Source organism: Paenibacillus taichungensis (genome assembly GCF_013359905.1).
GTDB lineage: Bacteria > Bacillota > Bacilli > Paenibacillales > Paenibacillaceae > Paenibacillus > Paenibacillus taichungensis.
On record NZ_JABMCC010000084.1, the window covers coordinates 1 to 22,156 of the forward strand.

The 22,156-nt window shown below is 45.2% G+C and carries 20 protein-coding genes and 1 pseudogene; 7 read left to right on the forward strand and 14 right to left on the reverse strand.

All coding sequences use genetic code 11. From position 1 onward, the window contains the following. Positions 1 to 48: 48 nt before the first annotated feature. Complete coding sequence (locus tag HP548_RS01710; protein ID WP_175380697.1) at positions 49 to 582, reverse strand: YceI family protein; 534 nt, start codon at positions 580 to 582, stop codon at positions 49 to 51. 224 nt (positions 583 to 806) lie between these two features. On the opposite strand from HP548_RS01710, the gene HP548_RS01715 reads away from it, so the two are divergent. Beyond that, entirely contained in the window at positions 807 to 1,529 is a 723-nt protein-coding gene (locus HP548_RS01715; RefSeq protein ID WP_175380698.1) for a YheC/YheD family protein, read from the forward strand. An 85-nt stretch (positions 1,530 to 1,614) separates the two neighbouring features. Here the strand turns inward: HP548_RS01715 and HP548_RS01720 are convergent, their stop codons facing one another. The 4 genes from HP548_RS01720 to HP548_RS01735 all read right to left on the reverse strand — a co-directional run bounded on the left by HP548_RS01720 (position 1,615) and on the right by HP548_RS01735 (position 6,420). Next, positions 1,615 to 1,953, reverse strand: a complete 339-nt coding sequence (locus tag HP548_RS01720; protein ID WP_076287210.1) for a hypothetical protein — start codon at positions 1,951 to 1,953, stop codon at positions 1,615 to 1,617. A gap of 203 nt (positions 1,954 to 2,156) precedes the next feature. Continuing rightward, the gene (locus HP548_RS01725) at positions 2,157 to 4,280 is read right to left on the reverse strand and encodes a 5'-nucleotidase C-terminal domain-containing protein (protein ID WP_175380699.1); all 2,124 of its coding nucleotides are present in this window, start codon (positions 4,278 to 4,280) and stop codon (positions 2,157 to 2,159) included. A 184-nt stretch (positions 4,281 to 4,464) separates the two neighbouring features. After that, a complete protein-coding gene (locus tag HP548_RS01730) occupies positions 4,465 to 5,391 on the reverse strand; it encodes a polysaccharide deacetylase family protein (protein ID WP_217504580.1) in 927 nt (308 codons plus the stop codon). A 369-nt stretch (positions 5,392 to 5,760) separates the two neighbouring features. Further along, positions 5,761 to 6,420: a hypothetical protein gene (locus HP548_RS01735; protein WP_246317866.1), complete on the reverse strand. Its 660-nt coding sequence runs from the start codon at positions 6,418 to 6,420 to the stop codon at positions 5,761 to 5,763. A 396-nt stretch (positions 6,421 to 6,816) separates the two neighbouring features. On the opposite strand from HP548_RS01735, the gene HP548_RS01740 reads away from it, so the two are divergent. Both HP548_RS01740 and HP548_RS01745 read left to right on the forward strand, forming a co-directional pair. Beyond that, a complete protein-coding gene (locus HP548_RS01740) occupies positions 6,817 to 7,794 on the forward strand; it encodes a YndJ family transporter (RefSeq protein WP_175380702.1) in 978 nt (325 codons plus the stop codon). A gap of 172 nt (positions 7,795 to 7,966) precedes the next feature. Then, a complete protein-coding gene (locus HP548_RS01745) occupies positions 7,967 to 8,416 on the forward strand; it encodes a HEAT repeat domain-containing protein (RefSeq protein WP_076287205.1) in 450 nt (149 codons plus the stop codon). A gap of 740 nt (positions 8,417 to 9,156) precedes the next feature. Here HP548_RS01745 and HP548_RS01750 read toward each other — a convergent pair. Continuing rightward, a pseudogene (locus HP548_RS01750) lies at positions 9,157 to 9,285 on the reverse strand (ATP-binding cassette domain-containing protein); the annotation flags it as partial. Between the two features lie 252 nt (positions 9,286 to 9,537). Between HP548_RS01750 and HP548_RS01755 the strand changes: the two are divergent. Next, positions 9,538 to 10,566, forward strand: coding sequence for an NAD-dependent epimerase/dehydratase family protein (locus HP548_RS01755; RefSeq protein ID WP_175380703.1), 1,029 nt, complete (start codon positions 9,538 to 9,540; stop codon positions 10,564 to 10,566). Between the two features lie 126 nt (positions 10,567 to 10,692). Here HP548_RS01755 and HP548_RS01760 read toward each other — a convergent pair whose 3' ends face one another. Continuing rightward, complete coding sequence (locus HP548_RS01760; protein ID WP_076287203.1) at positions 10,693 to 11,223, reverse strand: DedA family protein; 531 nt, start codon at positions 11,221 to 11,223, stop codon at positions 10,693 to 10,695. A gap of 254 nt (positions 11,224 to 11,477) precedes the next feature. Here HP548_RS01760 and HP548_RS01765 point away from each other — a divergent pair, with 254 nt between their 5' ends. Next, positions 11,478 to 13,547: a serine hydrolase gene (locus HP548_RS01765; protein ID WP_409347642.1), complete on the forward strand. Its 2,070-nt coding sequence runs from the start codon at positions 11,478 to 11,480 to the stop codon at positions 13,545 to 13,547. Positions 13,548 to 13,673: 126 nt separating this feature from the next. Here HP548_RS01765 and HP548_RS01770 read toward each other — a convergent pair whose 3' ends face one another. Both HP548_RS01770 and HP548_RS01775 read right to left on the reverse strand, forming a co-directional pair. Next, a complete protein-coding gene (locus tag HP548_RS01770) occupies positions 13,674 to 15,476 on the reverse strand; it encodes a helix-turn-helix transcriptional regulator (protein WP_175380704.1) in 1,803 nt (600 codons plus the stop codon). Positions 15,477 to 15,588: 112 nt separating this feature from the next. Next, positions 15,589 to 16,179, reverse strand: coding sequence for a sensor domain-containing protein (locus HP548_RS01775; RefSeq protein WP_076287202.1), 591 nt, complete (start codon positions 16,177 to 16,179; stop codon positions 15,589 to 15,591). 173 nt (positions 16,180 to 16,352) lie between these two features. Here HP548_RS01775 and HP548_RS01780 point away from each other — a divergent pair, with 173 nt between their 5' ends. Further along, positions 16,353 to 16,739 (forward strand): aldo/keto reductase, encoded by a 387-nt coding sequence (locus HP548_RS01780; RefSeq protein ID WP_175380705.1) that lies wholly within the window; start codon positions 16,353 to 16,355, stop codon positions 16,737 to 16,739. A 328-nt stretch (positions 16,740 to 17,067) separates the two neighbouring features. Here the strand turns inward: HP548_RS01780 and rlmH are convergent, their stop codons facing one another. The 4 genes from rlmH to HP548_RS01800 form a co-directional block, all read right to left on the reverse strand. Further along, complete coding sequence (gene rlmH / locus HP548_RS01785) at positions 17,068 to 17,547, reverse strand: 23S rRNA (pseudouridine(1915)-N(3))-methyltransferase RlmH (protein ID WP_062327777.1); 480 nt, start codon at positions 17,545 to 17,547, stop codon at positions 17,068 to 17,070. Positions 17,548 to 17,847: 300 nt separating this feature from the next. Continuing rightward, positions 17,848 to 18,015: a CxxH/CxxC protein gene (locus HP548_RS01790; protein WP_063870633.1), complete on the reverse strand. Its 168-nt coding sequence runs from the start codon at positions 18,013 to 18,015 to the stop codon at positions 17,848 to 17,850. A gap of 324 nt (positions 18,016 to 18,339) precedes the next feature. Continuing rightward, positions 18,340 to 18,861: a hypothetical protein gene (locus HP548_RS33220; RefSeq protein WP_246317868.1), complete on the reverse strand. Its 522-nt coding sequence runs from the start codon at positions 18,859 to 18,861 to the stop codon at positions 18,340 to 18,342. A 298-nt stretch (positions 18,862 to 19,159) separates the two neighbouring features. Then, positions 19,160 to 20,437, reverse strand: coding sequence for a S1C family serine protease (locus tag HP548_RS01800; protein WP_063567361.1), 1,278 nt, complete (start codon positions 20,435 to 20,437; stop codon positions 19,160 to 19,162). Between the two features lie 731 nt (positions 20,438 to 21,168). Here HP548_RS01800 and HP548_RS01805 point away from each other — a divergent pair. Beyond that, entirely contained in the window at positions 21,169 to 21,381 is a 213-nt protein-coding gene (locus tag HP548_RS01805; RefSeq protein WP_053781978.1) for a hypothetical protein, read from the forward strand. Here the strand turns inward: HP548_RS01805 and HP548_RS01810 are convergent. Beyond that, on the reverse strand, positions 21,350 to 22,156 hold the full coding sequence (locus tag HP548_RS01810; RefSeq protein WP_062327768.1) for an MBL fold metallo-hydrolase: 807 nt from the start codon (positions 22,154 to 22,156) through the stop codon (positions 21,350 to 21,352). The two genes, HP548_RS01805 and HP548_RS01810, sit on opposite strands and share 32 nt — an antisense overlap.

The window sequence follows — 22,156 nt, forward strand, 5'->3', positions numbered from 1 at the left end:
ACTCGCCATAATTATGGCGAGTGCATGTTCAGATATCATGTAACAATGCTATTCTATTCGAATTGCTTCGATATAAAGCTCGATGTTCACTTCATTTCCAACGACAATTCCACCCGTTTCCAGAGGCGAATTAAAGCTCAAGCCAAATTCATTACGATCGATACTGGCAGTCGAATGAAACCCCACACGTTCCCTGCCTCGAGGGTCTTTATTAAACCCTTCAAAAACGGTATGAAAAGTGATAGGTTTTGATACTCCATGCAGCGTTAGATTGCCTGCAAGTTCATATTGCCGCTCGCCAGCAAGAACGCAGTTGGTGCTTTGAAACGTAATCGCTGGATACTTGGCAGTATGAAAGAATTCTTCGCTCTTAAGATGTTCATCGCGTTGCCGCTGGCGAGTTGTGATACTATTTGTGTCGATGGAAGCCTGAATACCCATAGTTGCTACATCATTGGGGTCAAAACTTATAACCGCTTCGAACTGCTCGAATACACCTTTGATTTTATTAATCATTAAATGCGTCACCGAAAACTCAACAGAGCTGTGGTCCGGATCCACTTCCCATTTGACATTGCTCATAAATAAATTCCACCTCTATAATCATATGATGAGAAAGGTCGCCCCTTCTCCAAAGCACTGCGCTATTCGCATGTTCTTAATATACAAAAGGGCTACTGACAACGTAATGTCAGTAGCTTTTTGCGTTCTAGCTTTTCTCATAAATATAGACGAATGGCCGCTTATGCTGATCCCTAATTTGAATTAGAATTACCGTAGAAGTCTGGAAAAAGGCTGTGATTCCAATGTTAATCAAAAGAGATAAATGGCTGCAGTATCGCATTCTCCGCAATGCGTCCTCTCTCGCCGGACGGTTACCTGAAACACAGCTACTTAAAAAGGACACTTTAACGAAAGTGCTGCTTCAATATCAAAGCATCGTACTGAAACCTCGTAACGGAAGTTATGGAAGAGATATTATTTTTATCAAACGGAACGGTGTAAGAACCTATCGTATTCAAAATGAAAATAATGTGGTCATCATGAGAGACACCAACAAGGTACTTCAATGGCTCCACAAAAGAAATAAAAGTCATGGATACATTGTCCAAAAACGTCTGTATCTTGCCCAAATTGGGCACAAACCGTTCGACATTCGAATCATTGTTCAGCGCAAAAAAGGCTCTTCAGCCACTTGGAACGTTACCGGCTCCTACGCTAAAGTTGCGGCGCAGGGATATCTGGTCACGAATGTGACTAGCCGCACCATTCCAGTGCTGGAGGCTCTCAAATTAGCTCGAATCGAAGATCGCAGCTTGCTTGTCAAAGCGGAACACATTGCACTATCAGCTGCCAAACGACTGGGAGAGCGTTACCCTAAGCTTAGACAAGTCGGGTTCGATATAGGTATCGACAGGAAACGTCGAATTTGGATTATTGAAGGTAATTATAAACCGGACCTACGGCCTTTCCGGCTTTTGAAAGATTCCTCAATGCATCGCAAAATATTATGGTACAAGAAACATTAAAGCAAAAAAAGAGACGACCGGCCTTTTTCTACGGCCAGTCGTCTCTTTAGGTTAAGTTTGATGCTTATGATGATCGCTTCAGTTATTACTTGCGGCGTCTCGTGGCACTAGTAACACGTGTCACTTGGAACTTATTTACCCCTACCTGTATAATGGCAAACTGGCTGTAAGAAGTACCGGAAGAAGTATACGGCTCGGCTTCAATATTCCCACTTGGCGTTCTAACCGTTGCGGTGATTCTAGTCAACAAACAAGCCCCACGACTGGAAGCTCTCCAAGTCTCGTCACGCAGAACACTATAGTTGTCGTCACTACAAAAGATGGATGCATATTCAACTTTTCCAGACGCATTAAACGAAGTAGAGTTATAGATCTGAACAGGGTCATAACCACCTCTTGGTCCTCCAGGTCTTCTATTTCCCATTATCAAAACCTCCTTATTATTGATAGTTTTATTAAATGCACTTCAAATGTTTTGGTAAGGTATAAATGTGGACAAGGAATAAAAAGTGTGTTTGTCCGATGGTTGCGAGGACAGGGCATCTCATCGTGATGTATCTCAAAACAAAAAAAAGAACCACCCGCGTTGTTACACAGGTGGTTCGAGAATGATAGATTCTTTTTAAATTATGAAGCTTTTGCTGCAACAGCTTTTTGAATTAAAGCTTTTGCATCGTTAGTAGAAAGACCTTGTTTAGGTTGAAGCAGGTTTTTCTCTGCTGCACTAAGAATACCTTTGTCAATCAGTTTTGCCATCGATTTCACCGCATAGGTAGAAACGGTTTTGCCATCTTCAAAACCTGCAATGATCGTAGCCGCATTTTTATCAGATGCTTGATCTTTCAGCAATTTAGCAAGAATGGTAGCTGCTTCTTCACGAGTGATATCACGATCAGGGTTGAAGTTACCACCGTAACCTTGAATGAATCCAGCATGAGTCGCTTCAGCGATTGCATCTGCATATGAAGCGTTAGCAGCAACATCCTTGAATGCAGGTGCTGTAGCTACTTCGTTCAGTTTCAACAGGTCTACAAGAGCACTTACAAATTCAGCACGGGAAATGAATTCTGTTGTTGCAGGTGTTTCGGTTTCCTCTGTAGATGCAGCTAGATTCGTGATACGTCCTTCGATTTTAGCCACAATGTCAGCGCCTTTATACGTATCTACAATGTACTGGTAGAATACATCCAGATCGATAGGGCCAGCCAAGGATGATTTAGCATCTACTAGCACTTTATAGTTATCTCCACCAGCAGCCATAAAGTTGTTAACTACAGCTGTATATGTTTTTGCAGGATCAATAGGTGTGCCATCTTCCAGACTAAGGCTAGTAACACGTTCTGCAACTGGCTTGTTGAAGTCTGCAGTATATTTCAAACCAGAGATCTGTAGAGTTTTTGTGTTTGGTGTACCGTCAGCGTTGGTACCCCATTGTTGCTGCAACAACGTTTTAATTTGTTCGCCAGTCAACTCCAGTTTCACTAGAGTATTGCCAAAAGGTTGGATTTTAGCAAGATCAGCAAAGGTCACATCGCCTTTTGGCAGATCCGCACGAATACCACCCGGATTCATAAATGCAAAGTCAGCAGCACTTGCCTTATCCCCAAAGTCTGCTTCACGCATTGAATCTGCAATGAGGTTGCCCAGAGCGGCTTCGTTATTATAAGCATCTGTGCGGGTAACAGAACCATCCGTTGTACCAACTGGCTTAGTCAACTCAGGATGCTTGTCTAATGATTTTTTAATAATAGCCAACGTTTCAGGGTCTTCTTTTACACCCTCTTGGAAAGTCGTTGTAACGGTAGCTGATTTCTCCGTTACATCCCCAGTAGCAGGGTCAATCATCAATTTAATATCTTCAAATGCCGTACCATAAGAGAACGCTTGAACGATCAATTTTCCATTTACTTCACCGTTAGCCAAGGCATGATTGTCACCTGCGACGATAACGTCAACAGGGGAATCTGCTGGCAAAGCTTTTGCTAAATCAGCCGCTTCTCCAGTGGTTACGCCTTCTTTGGTTGTTGCTGGATCATGTGCCAAAACGATGATCGTTTCTACACCTTGATCTTGCAATTCTTTTGCATATTTATTAACGGCTTCAACTTCTTCTTCTGCGCTTAAGAAACGCACACCAGCTGTCCCAGATGGGGATACTTTGGCAGGTGTGGATTTCGTCACTAATCCGATAAATCCGATTTTGACTCCGCCTACTTCTTTAATAACATACGGCTTAATCAATGTTTTGCCAGTGGCAGTTTCAATGACGTTTGCATTGACGTAATCAAATTTCGCACCAGCATGAGTTACTTTGCCTTCTTTTGGATCAAGGCCACCAAAGATTTGTGCCTTCAAGGCAGCGATACCTTGGTCGAATTCATGATTGCCTAGAGAACCTACATCAAAGCCCATCATATTCATCCATTCCATGGTAGGCTCGTCACGATCGAGAGATGAGACTGGAGCAGATGCACCCACAGAGTCTCCATTATGGAAGAGTAGGGAATGTTCATATTTTGCTTGAGCTTCTTTTAAGTAGGTTGCTAGAATTGGAGCCGTTCCTGCCTTTTTATCACTAACGATCGATGTGGTATCTAGCTGACCATGGAAGTCATTGATACCAATCAAGTGTACTTCTACATCTTTGCCTGCGGCAGAGACAGAACCCGCTGCGCCCAATAGTTGGGTGAGTAGTAGTGCAGCAGTTGCCACACGAATTGTGCTTTGGCCCAGAACTTTTTTCCAATACATGAATTAACAAAACCCCTCTCCAATTATAGATCCTGAAATATTTTACCATAGTTCAATTCATAAAAGTCGTAGAATATATTAAATGGACGTAAAAAATTTAAAGATTGATAGAGAAAGGACATACCTGTATCTGGATTTTAACCAAAGTTAGTTCTTGGGGTTTCAATCTGCTCTGAGGTCTATTTTATTTGAAGATGACGAATTTTAAATTTTTTTCTTTTAAGTGTTTAAGAATAGCCGGAAGTGCTTCTAATGTGTTTTTGTTCTCATGCAGCACATATACTCCGCCAGCGGCTTCGACCTGATGAAAGTATCGAATAATATCCTCTGGCTTCTTCGCATTCCAGTCCTCTGGATCTCGATTCCACAGAAGGGTCTTCATATTCAACTTCTTAACCTCGGAGACAAGTTTGTTGTTAACCGCACCGTATGGTGGACGGAACAAAGTAACCGTTTTGTGCGTCAATGATTCCAGAACGCTGTTTGTCTTCGACAAGCTCTCGCTCTGATCCTGTGGGGTGTCCTTCGGAAGCAAACTGTGATCCCAGGAATGATTCCCAATCGCCATTCCATGTTCACTCGCATAGATAACAGCATCTCGATTGGGTCCCACCTTCTGCCCCACGAACAGGAATGTCCCCGCTACCTTCTGTTCTGTCAGAATGTCCACAAACTGCTTCGTAAGCGTGGAGGGTCCGTCATCAAAGGTTAAAGCCACATATTCCTTCGGCAAATCAAAGAAAGACTCATCTTTATCAATATCGATGACTTCAAAGGATTCGTGATTACTGTCAGGCTGATCGGATACGTATGATAGGACGATAGGATTTGTTCTGGCAGCCGTAACTGAAGTTTCCGTTTTGTATGGTTCACTTATAGCTGTAAGCACCATCGGCGCTTCAAAATCATCGTCTTTTTCCCCAGCCATCGCCACCCCGACTGATCCGCTAAACGTATTTGCAGAATCGTCATTCCCCTTCGAAGTGATAGATAGAACAATCAGAAAGCCGATAGTTACCAGGGACAGAATCAAAATTTTGGGCATGTGTGCAGACAATTGCCGCAGGAGTTGTGTCCGTTGCTGAGCGGGTTCCGCTACTCTGTCTTCCACTGGAACGGGCGGAAGGTTCCTGATCCGCTTAATTTCATTTATGTATGCTTCGCTGCATGCAAAATACTGCACATCCCGGGAAACTTCTGTAGTTCTAATTATGGAACTATAAAAGGTATTTCGGTATGGATCCCACTTGGAATAGGGAGAGAGTCTGATCCTGTCTCCATTTAGTGGCTTCAACATTTCAAGCCCAATATATGTAAACTCGTCAATATTAATTTCGTATATAGCTTGCCTATCCTCTTGGGACACTGCGACCGTGATTTGATTTACACCATCCGAGGTCTTCCCAAGCGATAACAGCTCCATTACCTGCGTAATGTATGTCTCCATACCATTCGTCCTCTCTTCCGATCAGCAATGACTTTAATCGATTGGAGATTCCTCGGTTGTTCCTGCGTTCGATGCAAACGGAGATGTCAATCTGTTAGTAAAGTCATTTACAACATTAAGCAAATGCGTTTTCTCCTGGCGAAGAGCATCGAATTTCTGTTTCATTTGAGTGAGCTCGGATTCATATCTTACATTCTTCTCCTCAAGCTCGCTGATTCTCTTATTCTTATCGGTAATCATCTCATTGTGCTTCTGAAGCAGGCCGGCATAATTCTGGCGTTCAAGCTCAATTACACCTTTAAGCTCCTCATTTTGACCAGACATAGTGGATTGAAGCTCCCGAAAGTCTTCCATTATTTGATCGACCTTCAGATTCTTATCGGCCAGCTTTCGCTCCAGCTCCAAAATGCTCTTCTCGCGTTCCTCAATGACCTTGCCCAAGTTCTTTAGGTCTCTGTTTAAACGATCATTTTGTCCGTTCGAATGGTTTAATCGATCCTGCAAATCATTATGACTCATTTCGACATGCTGCTTGTCCTTAATCATCTGCTCTACGGCGAATACCAGATCAAGCGAGCTCTTATCCATAAGACCCTTATTGATTAAAACAGAACTTGAAGGCTCTTCCTTCACCTCGGAAGGAGTCAAATTTAGCGACACTTCCTCTTGTGGCTCGTCCAAGTCCCTCCTCATGTCAAGGTCCTCTCTCGATTGCTGCTGCTCAGGTCTACTCTTCTTCTTATGGAACGGTGAAAACATATATTAAATCACCTTTTCTAGGAAAATGTTGATAAATGTCGATTTATGGCATATAACCGCATATTTATTATCGGAAATTTACCTTTATTTTTTAATATATTCGATAAATAAACATCAGAACGCAGAAAAAAGAGACGCGGACATCACTCCAGCGTCTCTTAGGGCTATTTTCCATGACTCCACCAACCGCAGTAAGATAAGCTTATTTTCATATATTGACAAATTAATGTGTTAGACTACTAAAAGAAGAATTGCCGATCTATACTAAAGAACGCTGCACAACTGGATGCAGGCAGTTATTACGATAAACGTAGTTAGAAAGGAAACCCCATGAATCGTTCCTTGAAGCAACTAATGAAATCATTATTAGCACCAGCGTTCCCCGGTGGAATCATAACCATTCTGATATTTTATCTTGATTACTTTCAATTCGAACTTGTTGAAAAGTTTCTACTGTTTGCGGCTTTCGTCATTGTACCTCTTGTGATTTTACTTATGAACCATGACGAAAAGAATAAACATCAACGAATGGTTTATGCTGCTATGAAATGGCTCCAGTTTCCCGCTGCGCTTCTTACCCTAGCCTCGGTAATGAGTAGTAAGATGTGGGGGTTAGAAAGTACGACAATCCCAGGGATTCTGTCCCTTGGGTGGCTACTGTTCACACTGCTGCTTGGCATCTATGGCTTGACCACTATTATGATCTCTAAAGGAAAAGCAGCGGAATTAGCGATTGGTGCGGGGCTCGTTTATTTTTTTATCGGGGGCATTTGGTTTACCTTATATCAATATCAAGTGAACCTCTTCCAAGCTAATCCTGCAACGCACGCATTAAGCTCGCTCCACTTTCATTTCTCATCTGCTATCGTTCCAATTTTTATTGGTGCACTTGGACGCATCATGACGAAGAAAAGCTGGTATCCCTGGGTCGTTGCCATCGATATCATCGGACCCATCTTGATTGCTATTGGTATGATTTTCTCCAAGCCAATTGAATACATGGGTGTCACTTTGTTCGCCTGTAATATTGTGATTTACACCGCTTATCTCCTTGCTTACTTGAGGAAAAACGCTTTGGATAATAAGGCGACCTTCTTTTTAGGCCTATCTTGTCTAGCCTTTTACACGGTTGCTGTGCTTTCCATTTTATATCCGCTACTAAAAAAGATATTTTTCTTAACCATACTTGATTTCATTCCCGTTTACGGATCTCTGCATGCATTTGGTTTTGTTTTATGTGGACTGATTGGTTGGGTGTACACGGTAGACTTCATTAAGAGAAAAAAGATGGTCAAGGAGAATAGATAGGTTGATACATCTATATGAGTGATTGCATACAAAAACATGAATTCGTGAATGTGATGTATAGGCTGTCAATCGGCTTCATAGGAGTAGTTTAGTCAGGTTCGTGCTATAATAGTGTTCACATAAATAACATTCATCATTCTGCCGAGATGGCGATGATTAAGGAGATTGAATTTTGACGAACAACCATGATATTGGAGCAGTTAACGAACTACCGGAAAACTTTGAAGAGCTCAAACGAGCGGCTAATCGGACGAGCTGGAGAGACAGACTAAATGCGGTGAACGAATTGGGGAACTGGGATACAGCCCCTACCATTAAGTTACTGCAGCATGTTTTGACAAATGATCAGGTGTTCCAGGTGCGTGAAGCTGCATATTTCAAGCTGAAGCAGTTGGATGAAGATGTTCAAATGCCTGCCAAAAACAAAGGTGAGCTGTTTAAAGGTCTTAACAAAATTTTGCTACGGATTAAAAAAAGCCTTCCTGAAGGTCACACATTTGAGCAATTTAAGGAAAAACTGCAAAAGACACGCCTGGATATTTATGATACTTACGAGGGCGACAAAGATACTGAGTTCGATTCCTGGCTCCATGGAATATGGGAGACACTAGGTAGAAAATAGCCGCCGTTCAAGCTACAATGTAGTCTTTGCACAGTCTCCATACGGCTGATTTAACACTCGACCCTTTGCCGTTTACCATATAATAGCTGAGTACAAAGCCACTCCAGAAAAATGGAGTGGCTTCTTTATTTCTTATTAATTAGATTGTCACCAGATTTTATCTCACTCTTTAGCACTTTGAAATATGAATGCATTTAATCGTTCCGACACGAATATCTAGTGCTGCAAAATCATCGATCGTTGCCAACGTTTTTTCCTCCTCCATTGCGTTTTACTGCTCTAGGCGGAACGGCTGCAGGAGTCGAATCCCTTCCTCAATGGATCCCTCCATCAGTTCTAAGAGCTGGGGCACCAGTTCCTGCATCCGGGGGGCGCTCAGGTTCCGATCGAGGGCATCCCGGTTTTCCCAGCGCTCGTAGATGATGAATGTGCCTAGCAAGAGAGGCCTTGGAGGATCATCCGTAACATAAATCTGAAACTAAAGGTCTCATAGGATCCCATCAAGGCTATTTTTCGCCGTCACTTATGGTACGGTTCAGTTTAACGGGCCTATCGGCGAAAAGGGCTAGAAAAACAACCATCGACGATATTGAAAGTCGGCGACTATCACACCTGCGCTAAATCATGAGAATTGCCAAAAACCTGCTACTAGATCTTGTATCTCATCCGTCCCTAATTTGGCGAAAATATAGAGAGACCCAAAACCAAAAGGATAACTGTAATCATCTTGAAGCATGGTTTTCCATCAGTATATCAATCAGTGTACTTTTACCACTGCCACTTGTTCCTATAAAAGCGCAATGTTGTGCCTCTTCAAACGTGAATGAAATGTTTTTATATAGCTTATTATTAGATGTATTGATGAACATAGGTTTTGAGTTTACCGTTGTTAGAGTAACATTGTTTACAAACAACTTCAATCGATGTGTATCCCTTACCCTCACTTGGAAATATTAATATTTCCTTTAATTCTTTTGCTTATATCCTAAGCTCACTTTATATAAAAAATACAATTTGACTTAAAGTCCACTTTAACACTTATCATTATATTGAAGAAATACAGCCTCAATGCTCAGGAGATATTATTATCATTCAATGTTGTTGAGAGGGGATACGTAAAAATGGAGCTAAACGATAAGATTGTTATTATTGGGGTAACAGGTTATATTGGCGCATGGGTTGCCAAAAAGTTAACAGATATAGGTTATACGCAGATTGTCGGAACGTACCGAAATGAAGCAAAAGCGGGGCAGCTTCAAACGATGCTACCAAACGTAAAATTTTACAAAGCAAACCTAGGTGAAACAGAAAATTGGCATGAAGTATTAAGTGAAGCAAAGTGGATTTTTAATCAGGGGAGTGCCTCCAGTCCCGACGACAAAACATTTAAAGATAGGGGCCGCACGAAAGAAAAAGGAATCCGCATGCTCTTGCAAATGGCTGCCCAATCAGGCACTGTTAAAAAGATCGTGCACACCACTGCAGAGTCAACTATTGCTTATGGCAACGATGATCCGTCAAAAACGACGTTTACAGAGGATGACTGGACCAATGAAGACAGGGAAGGCTTATTCGACCACAATATGGTATCGAAGACGATGGAAGAAAGAGCAGCCTGGTCATTTATCCGCTCCGATGAAAATACAACAAATATAATCATGACAACGATCCATCCTACGCATGTCATGGGACCAAGCTTTGTGCCTTGGCACAATGATATGATCTATGCCATGCTTCGCGGCGATAGAGCTATGGCAGATTCGCAATTGTATGGGGTTGATGTGCGCGATGCCGCGGCAATGAATATTGCTTTGATGAAATCGACTGAAGCGAATGGAAAGCGTCATTTCGCCTCTGCTTTTAAATCAACATACTCTACCCTCTTAAATTTGATTAAAGAACAATTTACAGATGAACAGATTAAAGCCGTGTTAGGTCATACTGCTCGAATTATCCCTGGAGATGAAGCGGCGGATATATTGAGCCATTGTCATTCAACGTCATACTATCAAGATATGGTACCTCGTATGTTAAACCGCATAGAGTACAAGACTAACTATCCTGACGTGTACGCGTATCAGTATACAGAACCCAATACTACAGTCATAGAAGCCATGGAAAAAATGTTGAAGGATAAAAACAAAGGATAACATATTAACGCAAATAAAAGTGTAGCCTCCCTATTGCGGGAGGCTACACTTTTATTGTTCATCTTTCTGGAAAATACTCACATACATCACTCAATATAGCGCTGTACTTCCTTTTGCCCTCTATTCTCAAGAGGAAAACAATCCAAAAATAGAAGCATAATAATCCGAAAAATCAATATATCTCCCTAGAAAATAACCAATTGTAATAAAAATCGAACACCAGCACAAGGCTCCGAGGCCCGAGTAGAGTATATATTTCCGTGGGCTCATAGCACTCATCCCTGCAAGATAACAAGTCAGATGACGGAACCCTGGTATATAGTAACCAATGCATATCGCCCAGGGGCCGTAACGCTGAAACCAATTCTCTGTTTTCTCTAACCTTTTGGTCGTGAGCCTGACCCATTTTCCATACTTCCACAGCAACGGCTTGCCGAACTTCCGCCCAAGGGAGTAACTGCACAGCATACCAGTCATAGCCCCGATTACGCTGATCACAAGGGATATCGGAAAATAAAGCAGCCCAATTGAAGAAAGATAGCCAACAATCGTCATGAGAACCTCATCAGGCACAGGCAAACCAATAATGCCAAGCGCAAGGCATAAGAAGATGCCAATATAACCGTACTGGATAACAATATCTTGTAAGAAAGCCATGATGTTCACACTCCAGTTCTAATGGCTTTGGGCAAGGAAGACTGTCCTCGTCTCCTGAATGTTTCATCGCCCTTCCTGGTATCCTACTGCCTCCCTTGTAAATAAACCTAGTGCCGAATTGTCACATGACGCTTTCTAAATAGCTGGAATGTCATAGATGACGAAATGCAACTTGTTGGTGTGACAACTCCTTTGCGATACTGGGCTCAGCCGATGGTTAAAAGGCAAATCCAATGGTTAAGGAGATATCATTTATGAAGAATACGAAGAATATGAGGAACACGAAGAAATGGATTCGCAAGAATCGCGCAGTTCTACTATTAACTGTTCTGGTGTTAACGGGTACAGTCATTAACGCTTGTACGCAAGTAGGGAACGCATCCAATGCCCCGCAGACTCACCCGCCAGTTACATCTGAGGTTACCAGCCTGAAGGCGCCGCAGGATGCCAAACAACTAGAGGGACCGCGGGATACCAAGGAACTGGAGACCTTTGCAGATGGCATTTTTGCGGATGCGATGAAAAAGTATAATACGGTTGGTTCTAATTTCGCGGTCGTTTCGAATGGTAAAGTGCTATTAAGCAAGGGGTACGGTTATGCCGACAGGGAAAATAAAATTCCGGTAGACAGCAGCACCGTTTTCCAAATTGGTTCTGTAACGAAGCAGTTCACGGCATTGGCAGCGATGCAGCTGGTCGATAAGGGAAAAATTGATTTGCATCACGATATCCAGGAATACCTGGGAGGGATGAAGGTACCGAATAAGACAGGCAAAAAACTAACGATGTACGATCTGCTTACGTATACCAGCGGCTTTGACAAACCGGATATTCTCTCGGGATCGAAGCCGGAATATGTGAAGCAATTCTACCCGATGAAGGAGGCTCTTGAAGCGAATATGCCGACGATTGTCAGACCTCCGGGGGAAGCGTATACCTACGATAATTTTGGGTTCACACTGGCGGGGTATGCGGTAGGGCAAGTAGCCGGCACGTCATACGCCCAGTATATGGAGGACAATATTTTCAAGCCGCTGGGCATGAACTCGACGAATGTGCGGTTTAAACCCGAACTGCTCAGCAAAATGGCTGCCCATTATGATCCTAAAGGCAAGCTAATCCCCTTGGAGGGATTCATACCAACCGATCGGCCTAGCGGCGGCATGGTATCAAACGCAGATGACATGGTGAAGTACCTTATGATGCATCTGAACAAAGGAACGTATAAAGGCAAACAAATCTTAAGTGCCAAGAGCATTGACCAAATGCACACCTATCAGGTGTTCCCTGACAAAGACTACCCTGTCACAACCATCGGATTTGAAGGCTACTTCAAAGAGAAGATGAATGGTCAACATGTGGTTATCAAAGGGGGAAATGTGACCGGTCATTCGTCCTTAATTGTTCTTCTTCCAGAGAAAAATACAGCGTTCTACATGTCCTACAATAACGACTCCATGATGAGTCTCGACGTGTATGAGGAATTTATGAATCATTACTATCCGAGAAAAGAAGCGGCTCCAAAGCCATCCTATTCGGCAATCAGTGAGCAGCAGGCCAAGGACTACGTGGGATTGTACCAAAACACGCGTCTTGGATCCATGCGGACCCTCGTTTCCTATTCAAACGGAAAATTGGTTACGGAGACAGGAGATCTGGGCAAGAGTACGCTGAAAATGATCCATCCTTTACTCTTTGAGGATGAATCAGGCAATAAAGTAGCCTTTCAAAAAAATGGGGCAGGCAAAATCACCTATTTCTATTACATGGCACTTCCTCACTACGTGGGTTATGCACAAAAATTAAATATGAATGCGAAATTCACTGATGTACCGGCCGGCAGCAAGTATGCGTCTTATATTCAAAATCTCCATGCTTTAAAGATCATGGACGGAAAAACAACTACCCGCTTCAATCCGAATGGAACGTTAACTCAGGGTGAGTTCTCGGCATTGCTGATACACGCCCATGGCTGGGAAAGCATGCCTGATACGATTGAACCCAACAAGAAGCAGATGTTGTCCGGAGTGCCTAATTATAATTCTAATTCTCCTATCACCAGAGAGATGGCGGCAGTGATGATCCAAAACCTGAGGCAAGCTGAGCCTGGATCCAAGAAGGTTACATTGCGTGGCGAAAGTGATGCCTGGGCAGTTAAAGCCATCACAACCCTTGTATCCCAAGGCATCATGGACCCGGATACTAAGATCAATCCGGACGGCTCGATCAACTTCCGTTCCAAGCAACTACTGAAGCGGCAGGAAGCGAGTGCCTTATTGGATCTGGCATTTGATTACTACACATTGCCAATTGCCAAACGGTAATGAACGTAAACCCTAATTCTGAATAAGTAAAAAACGGCCTTTAAAAAGCTAAATGGCGGATGCCGACATACGAAGCACAATCACTCCGTATGCCGGCATCCGCCACCATAATACATAACTCGGGGGTTATTCCAGAAGCCCGGCCTCCCTGGCTTTTTCCACCGCTTCCTCCCGGTTGCGGACCCCCAGCTTCATATAAGCTGATGATGCATAGTTTCGAACCGTACCATCGGATAAATATAATTTGGAAGCAATGCTTTTATATCGCAGCCCTTTGGACACGAACTGTAAAATTTCAAGCTCCCGCGGCGTTAACTCATAGGCCGATGACGCTTCTTTGACTAACGAAGGATCATCCCCGTTATTGTCCGCTTCCAGTTGGGCAAACAATTTGTGCGACATCCCCTGATCGATCAGCGTGCCCCTGCGGTAGACCGTGCGTATCGTTTCAGCCAGATCTAACGGCTGCATGGACTTCAACAAGTACCCGTCCACCCCGCTTCGCATCGCCTCTAGAGCCTGTTGGGTATCCTCGAACGTGGTGAGAATCAGAATGCGGATGTCTGGCCACAATTCTTTTATCTTACGGGATGCGGAGATTCCATCCATATTCGGCATTTCCAGATCCATAAGCACCAGCTGCGGCTGAACCTGCCTGCACAGCTCGATCGCTTGCTCGCCATCCTCTGCCGTCCCAACAACCTGCAAATCCTGCTGCTCCTCCAGCAGAGTTCGCAGGCTTTCACGAATAAAGGGCTGATCATCGACAACCAACAGACGGATGACTTCATCCTTAGGCTCCGTTTGTCTAGGCAGCGTACAGGTTACCAGAGTGCCTTCTCCCGGCTCCGTATAGACGGCCACATGGCCTTGCAAGTTCATCGCCCGCTCCTTCATGGCACTGAGGCCGAAGCCCTCTCTCACATGCTCTATCCCGCGGCCGTTATCTTGGATTTCCAGTCTCGTCTGCTGGGGCTCGAATTGCACGGACACCTTAATCTCTGTCGAGTTCCCATGACGTACAGCATTCGTCAACGACTCTTGCAGGCAGCGATAGAGTGCTGTCTTCGCTTGCTTCGTTACAGGGTATTCCTCCCCGTAGGCATGGAAACGAACCGTCACGTTGGCATGCTCCTGAAACTCCTCCGCCAGCTTCCTCAAAGACTGAAGCAGCGGGAGCGCCTCATGCGGCGATTCGATTTGATGCACGTAGCTTCTGACCTCCTCCATATTTTTGCGGCCCAGGTTCAATAGGGAGTTAAGCCTTTCTGTTCCTGTATCCGTTGTCAGCTCAGGACGCAACGTTTCCAATCCCATAATCAGCGAAGTGTAGGCATGGCCGACGGTATCGTGAAGCTCTTTGGACAGCCGGTTCCGCTCTTCGGCAAGCGTAATGCGCTCAATTTGGGACAGATACTGCTCCAGCACTCCATTTTGGTCGCGGATAATTTCGCCTTGGCGAGAATTGAGCGCAAGTAAATGGAAGGAAAATCCAAAAATATACGCCAGCCCAATGTGAACGGCCATGACCCAGTATTCACTCTGCTCTGCAAGCAACTTGATTATGGCAGGCAGAAGCAATATGGATATAGGCCCTGACCAGAGATAACTCCTTTGCGAACTGTGGGCAGCAATTAAAAAGGCATACAGCAGGAATGAGAAGTAGGCTTGTGGAAAAAATGAAGCCAGATATAAGCACAACCCGCCCGAGATCACGATTTCAGTAAACAGGTAGTATTTAAAATCGAGCTGCAAGCAAAGCCATGGAACAGAAAAAGCAATCAACTGCCACAGCACAAGAACCACAATCGGCAGCGTGAAATATTGCTCTAGCCCTATGGTCGTAAACATGAGAGAAATGCTGCATATCAGACGAATTATGAACATGAGCCAGTCGTACCAGTACCATTGCTTGACCATATCAAACAAAATCATCAACCCCTAAAGACTCTCAGTATGACATTACGTAACTAGTATTGAGTAAACTGCTATAGCCTAAACTACCATCCGACGACCTATGCAGCGAAGCCCGGCATGACGTCTACCGGTTCACATGCTTGATCATCAGGACCGTGTAGCCGCCTATCAGGCGCGTCAAGCGGTCCGTAAGCCTGTAGCTCACCATCATCAATACGACCCCTGTAGCCGACACCATCATGGCTTTGGCAACCGTATCTACTGCCGGCATACCCATAAAGGAAAGGTCGATGAACCGATAGAGGAACGGAACCGCAATCAATATAAGCGGCGCCGCGTAGAGCAAGATCGCACTGATCAGACTAAATATCCCTATCGGAAATTTCAGCAGCAGCCAGCAAATTGCGATCCAGTTGCGTAGATTCAGCAGCTCCTTTTTCACTTGGAGCCAGTTGGACACATCGACATTCACGGTTTTAACGCAAGGCTCGGTGGTAATGTCCGTATAAATTTTGGTCTGTACTCGTTCAAATTGCAGGAAGGCGGTTGTCGTCCGCATAACGTGAGTCAGGAGAGGAACGCCCGCGACGGTAAACGAAAGGCTCACGCCCAATGTAAGAGCGACCAGATAAAAACTGAAGTAAAACAATCCTGTGACAAAAGTAAGCAGCAGGAAATAGCCATTTTGAACAAAGCTGACGACGGTTCTGGCCATCAAATAGTCCACATCCTTTCCAAGTAGTAGATGTATTCTATGGATCTTGATGTCATATCCGCCAGTGTCATAATGTCATGTGACATGAAATGAACGGAGCTGTTCAAATACCAAATTAGCTGCGACCAATTCAGTCACATCTTCATCCGGGTGTTTTTTTGCAATATGGTCTAATGCTCGAGGCCGAAAGTAGTTCATCTGGGGAGCTGTCCTGCTCGTTGCTGCATATAGAAGAAGAAATACTCCCCCTCTGCCGTGAACTTAATATTGCAGTTGTACACTATAGCCCCTTAGGGCGTGGGTTCTTAACTGGAAAGATCAAATCTGTTGATACACTCGTAGAAGATGATTACAGAGGGAATACACCACGATTCCAGGGAGACAATTTCACTTACAATCTTGCATTGGTTCAACGTTTAGAAGAATTAGCTAATGAGCTGCATATTAGTCCTCCTCAGCTTGCTTTAGCATGGTTACTGTCTAACGGCGAAGACTTGGTTCCTATACCTGGGACAAAAAAGAGTTCTTACGTGGCAGAAAATATAGGAGCTAGACATTGAGCTACCTAAAGATGTTAAGGATTTTATAGATAAAACGATTCCAGTAGGCACGGCTGTTAGTGACCGCTATCCTGCAAATTCCATGACGTTACTAAATCAGTAAGCATGGTGGAGGTAGGGCGATTTCACTTACCCACCATAACTTGCTTGAGAAAGTAGTAATTGACCAAAATCAAAAATGGCGTTTAAAGAATAAGCTCCTAGACCGCTATTTTCTTCAGTATTAACATGATTTTTTGTTAAAATGAGCTATCATTTACGTTTACTGATATGCATTTGAGATAGCACCATACAATTATTCAAGTTTACTCTTTCGTTTGCATTCGTTCTATTTGTGATATGGTTCACCTCGATTAATCTTCACTGCGCGATAAATTTGCTCCACCAGCACCAGCCGCATGAGCTGATGCGGCAGGGTCATGCGCCCGAAGCTCAAACGCTGCTTCGCGCGGCGCAGCACCTCATCGGAGAGCCCATGGCTTCCTCCGATGACAAACACGACATGGCTCGTCCCATAAGTTCCGAGCTTGTCGATCTCCATAGCCAGCTCCTCAGAACTCCAGAGCTGGCCATCCAATGCGAGCGCAACGACATGCGCCTCGCTCTTTACATGCGCGAGGATGCGTTCACCCTCGCGCTCCTTCACCGCCCGCACCTCGGCTTCGCTCAGGGTGTCGGGCGCCTTTTCGTCTGCGACCTCGATCATCTGAAACTTGATGTACGGGGCGAGCCGCTTGGCATATTCCTGAATGCCCAGCGTCAAATATTTTTCCTTCAGTTTGCCTACGCCAATAATCTGAATCAACATGAAGATTCATTCCTCCTAATCGTCCTGCGAGATAATCTATAAGTAAGATGCTATCTACAACGCATCGTTTGTTCCAATATTAAAAGCTAACGAACACCACACACCCTAGCTAGCCCCATTTCGGCTCCTTTAAAATCTAAAGAATCCGAGACACGCTATTACAGGCAAAACACGCCAAAAACACAAAAAGAGCGCTCCGACACGCTCTCTTTGCTCCTTACCTGTGATGTTCATACCGGATGGCAGGCGAGCGAGTGCATCCATGACAGACGCACCAACTGCGGATGCCTACACAGTACGCTAAACGACCAGATACTCGGCCTTTTGTTCGCACTCGGCGCACTTCGCAGGCGGGTCCCAATCGGCAAATTCCGTCTCCTTCAGATCAACGATATCCGGAGCGTCCTCATACTCATCAACAAACATGTCAATGGCGATGTCCACGTGTTCTTTGCATACAACGTACATCCGTTCAAGCATCCTTTCTGTATCCAGCTATGCTCCCGATTCACAACCGCTTATCCATACAGGATAGCCACTTCTCTGTTCTATCACACCTGCCGCGGAAAAGAAACCCCTAGCCCCCATTTATCGTGTCCAACTTCCGTCAATCCTCTCATTTCAGCACAAAAAAAACCAAAAAAGCGTCACTTCTCGACACCCCGTTGGCATCCCAAAGTAACACTTCTCCAAATTCCGAATCTATCCCACTCATTCGTTACTATTCAGATTACCACACATATGAAATCCATCGTCCGATTGTATTCAATCCACCCTCAATAGATATCGGTCTTACTCCAGCCCCGACTGCGCCTTCGTCAACAGCTTGCCGCCCTGGAATGCGATTACTGCATTGGCTCCCGAACCCCCGGTGCCCTTATAGTTGTAGACCACCATATTTTCCGCTTCGCTCAATGCCTCGCCTTCGCCGCCAAGGATATCGATAACTTCCTCCAGCGCCATGCCGACCTCAAGCTTTTCATACTGGGCAAACGTAATCAGCACCCCATCGCCCTTTCCAGCCGATCCGTTGTTTCCCGAGCCAACAGGTGCTTTACCGCCAGGCTCATTCACCGCAATCACGGTGGTGCTCAGCTCCTCCAGCTTTTTCTCCAGATCCGCGATCTTTTTGTTCTGCTCACTATTCTTCTCACTCTGGTCCGCAAGCTTCTTCTCTAAACCTGTAATCTTCTCCTGTAAACCACTAACATCAGCAGTCCCTGACGGGGACACCTCAGAAGTACATGCGGACAAAACAAACAGCGCAGACACCAGGCCTGTTCCCCCCAACATGGTTTTCGTCAAACGTTTCATTGAATTAACCCCTTCCAATCCAGATTGAGAATACAGATCGACAAACAGATGTTACTCGCACAGCCGCCCATCACCAACACATTCCCAACAGTTTACCATAAATGAAACCCTCTATAACAGAGACTTTGGCTCTGGTCCTAACCTATCATTGGGAAACGACAAAATCCCCCCTGTAACCTTATGAATTTGGTTTATATGTAAATCAAGATTAGTGCAATAAAAAAGAGCGGATCAACGAGTTGATCGACTCTCTTTTATTACCCTGTTTCTGTGTGCCATGCACATGAGAGCAATTCTCTTACTCCGGTTTATCCGTGAGCTTCACCGACACCTTCTCAGCGTTGCCATCCCGGTAAAAGGTGATTTCAATCGTATCGCCGATCTTCTTCTTATCGTACAGATATTTCCGCAAATCAAGCGTAGAGGTAATTTTTTGCCCATCAAATTCCGTAATGACATCATTCAGCTTCATGCCCGCTTCGGATGCTGGACCGGACGCTTCCAGTACAACCACACCGCTGTCCACGTGGGATGGCAGCTTCAGGTCTTTACGCTGCTCGTCATCCAGTGGGGCGTACGGATTGCTCAGATCGACAGTATACACACCCAGATATGGACGAGATACTTTGCCATTCAGCAGCAGGGAATCGACTGTTTTCATCACTTCATTCATCGGAATCGCAAAGCCGAGGCCTTCAACGCCTGTATCCGAGATCTTCATCGTGTTGATGCCGACCAATTTGCCGTTCAGATCGGCCAACGCCCCGCCACTGTTGCCTTCGTTAATCGCCGCATCCGTCTGAATCACGTTTTGTTCCCAGTCGTACACACCATCCTGATTAATGGATACCGGCAAGATCCGATCTGTGTAACTCACAATACCGGATGTCAGTGTGCCACCAAGGCCGAGCGGATTACCGATCGCCAGCACCGTTTGACCGCGCTGAAGTTTGCTGGAATCACCAAGTTCTGCGGCTGGACCGATGCCCTTATCATCTTGCACAGACAATACCGCAATGTCACTCACCCGGTCTTTGCCCACCAGCTTCGCCTTATGCGTTTCCCCATCCACCGTTACAATCTCCAGATCACTCGCGCCTTCCACGACGTGATGGTTGGTCATGATGTAGGCTTTGCCATCTTCCTTCTTGAAAATGACGCCTGATCCCAGCGCGGAATCCTCCATCGACAGGCTGCTGCCCGTCTTATGGTTCACGATGCTCACCACGGAAGGGCGAACCTTCGCCGCTGCCTGGATAATCCGGTCATACGGATCAGCCGCCTGCGCTGTCTGTGTACCGCCTCCGCCGTTCCCTGCAGCGTTCGCCAGAGGTAATGATGCAGGCTGCATGATAAAGCTGAACAGCGTAACGGTCACGATGGAGCTGATTACCGAACTGATCACGGCTACCTTGACCGTGGAGCTAAAGCCCGATCGTGACTTGCGTGGATTCTGCCAGCGGTCCCGTCCTCTGCCTCTGCCTCCAGGGCGAATGATCTGAAGTTTACCTTTCTGTTCAGGTTCGGCGCGTCTTGATACTTTGGTTGAATAAAAATCGTCTCCAAACAATCCCATCGTGATCCTCTCCCCTTCGTTGTCACGCATCAAGACCCTGACTGCCGCCCGATCGTTTTGGCATGGCCAACGATGGTGTTCTCACATAGCCCACTCCGCCGGCAGACGAACCTTCCGATCGCTGTTACTCACAAATTTTATTGATTACCCTATAATAAGGTAAAAATTTGTTCATAAAGGCGAGCACTCCGTTTCTTCAGGTTCCTTCTGCCGTCTCCGTTACGTGAAGACCCCAACGGTTTTCCATGCTTTCTTGCATGTTTTAAAAATCGTTTTGCATATCGCTGCCATTCCCATTAACTCGGAATGAAGCGTCTATGTACAACAGAACGGACATCCCATTCTGCTTGTGACTCTATCAGAAATGCTCTCGCATTCTACGACATGCCTTTTTGCGCGCAAAACAGCCTCTACTATAAAAGCTCCTTATATACTAAACACGCCAAATCTTAAAAAGTTGCATAATTACGAAGATTAACGGAAATTTCCGCTATAACGCGCTTAACAATAAAGGTCCATAGTATCTATCACCACAAAATCCAGTTCGCTAAGCGCAATTTTGCCTATTACCGTGAACTTTTTCATCTTCTTAAGCAAAATGCGGCCCCTGGTTCAGCATACACGTCCCTTACGTGTAATTATAGCGGCAAAAAGAGGAATGTTTTCCATCAAGCCTGACTACAATAATAGTAAAAGACAATTCGAAGCTTCATAGAAGGAGGATTCACATTATGGATCGCACGCGTACACTCACAGCCATGGATGAAGTTCATATGGCGGCCAAGCTGGCCGATCTCAAGGAAGAACATTACCGCAATACCCTTGCCCTAAGCACGATTATTGAACTGCTCGTCGACAAAGGCATTCTGACCCGCGAGGAAGTGGAGCGCAAAGCTACCGAACTCGACAGCTTTATGGCTCACCCACCCTATCCCATGGCGTAGGCCGATCATAATACGTATCACAGAGCTTGAACTCATGATCCCGATAAAAGCAACCACGGCTCTCCATCGCATCACGTACGGTCATTTTCGCCAAGTCCATCATATTATGATCCCGGCTCAAATGTGCCAGATACGTGCGCTTGATGCGTCCGTTCATTAGTTCACTAAGCGCAGCTCCCGCCGCTTCGTTCGACAAATGCCCAATGTCGCTAAGAATGCGGCGCTTGGTGTTCCATGGATACCGCCCCATGCGCAGCAATTCGACATCATGATTCGCCTCCAGCACAAGTACATCCGAATCCGAGATCGCATCGCGAACCTTGTCGCTCATATATCCGAGATCTGTCGCGACGGACAACTTCTCACTGCCATCATCGAATGTGTACCCTACCGGTTCTGCCGCATCATGGGAGATGCCGAAAGATTCCACGCGCAGGGAGCCAAAATCATGCTTTTCCCCCGTCTCAAAAACCCTCCGGTTTTCCTCTGGAATCGCCCCCACGGACTTCTCCAGTGCCGCCCACGTATTCGTATTTGCATAGATTGGTAAATTATATTTCCGAGACATCGCGCCTAGTCCTTTAATGTGATCGGAATGTTCATGTGTAACCAGAATCCCGTCCAGCTCTGTTCCCGAAATCTCCCGTTCCAGAAACAATGCCTCCAGCCGCTTCGCACTAAGACCTGCATCAATCATAAGGGACGTGCCCCCATGCTGTATAACCGTGGCATTCCCTGTCGAACCGCTGGATAACACGGTAAAATAAATCCCCAT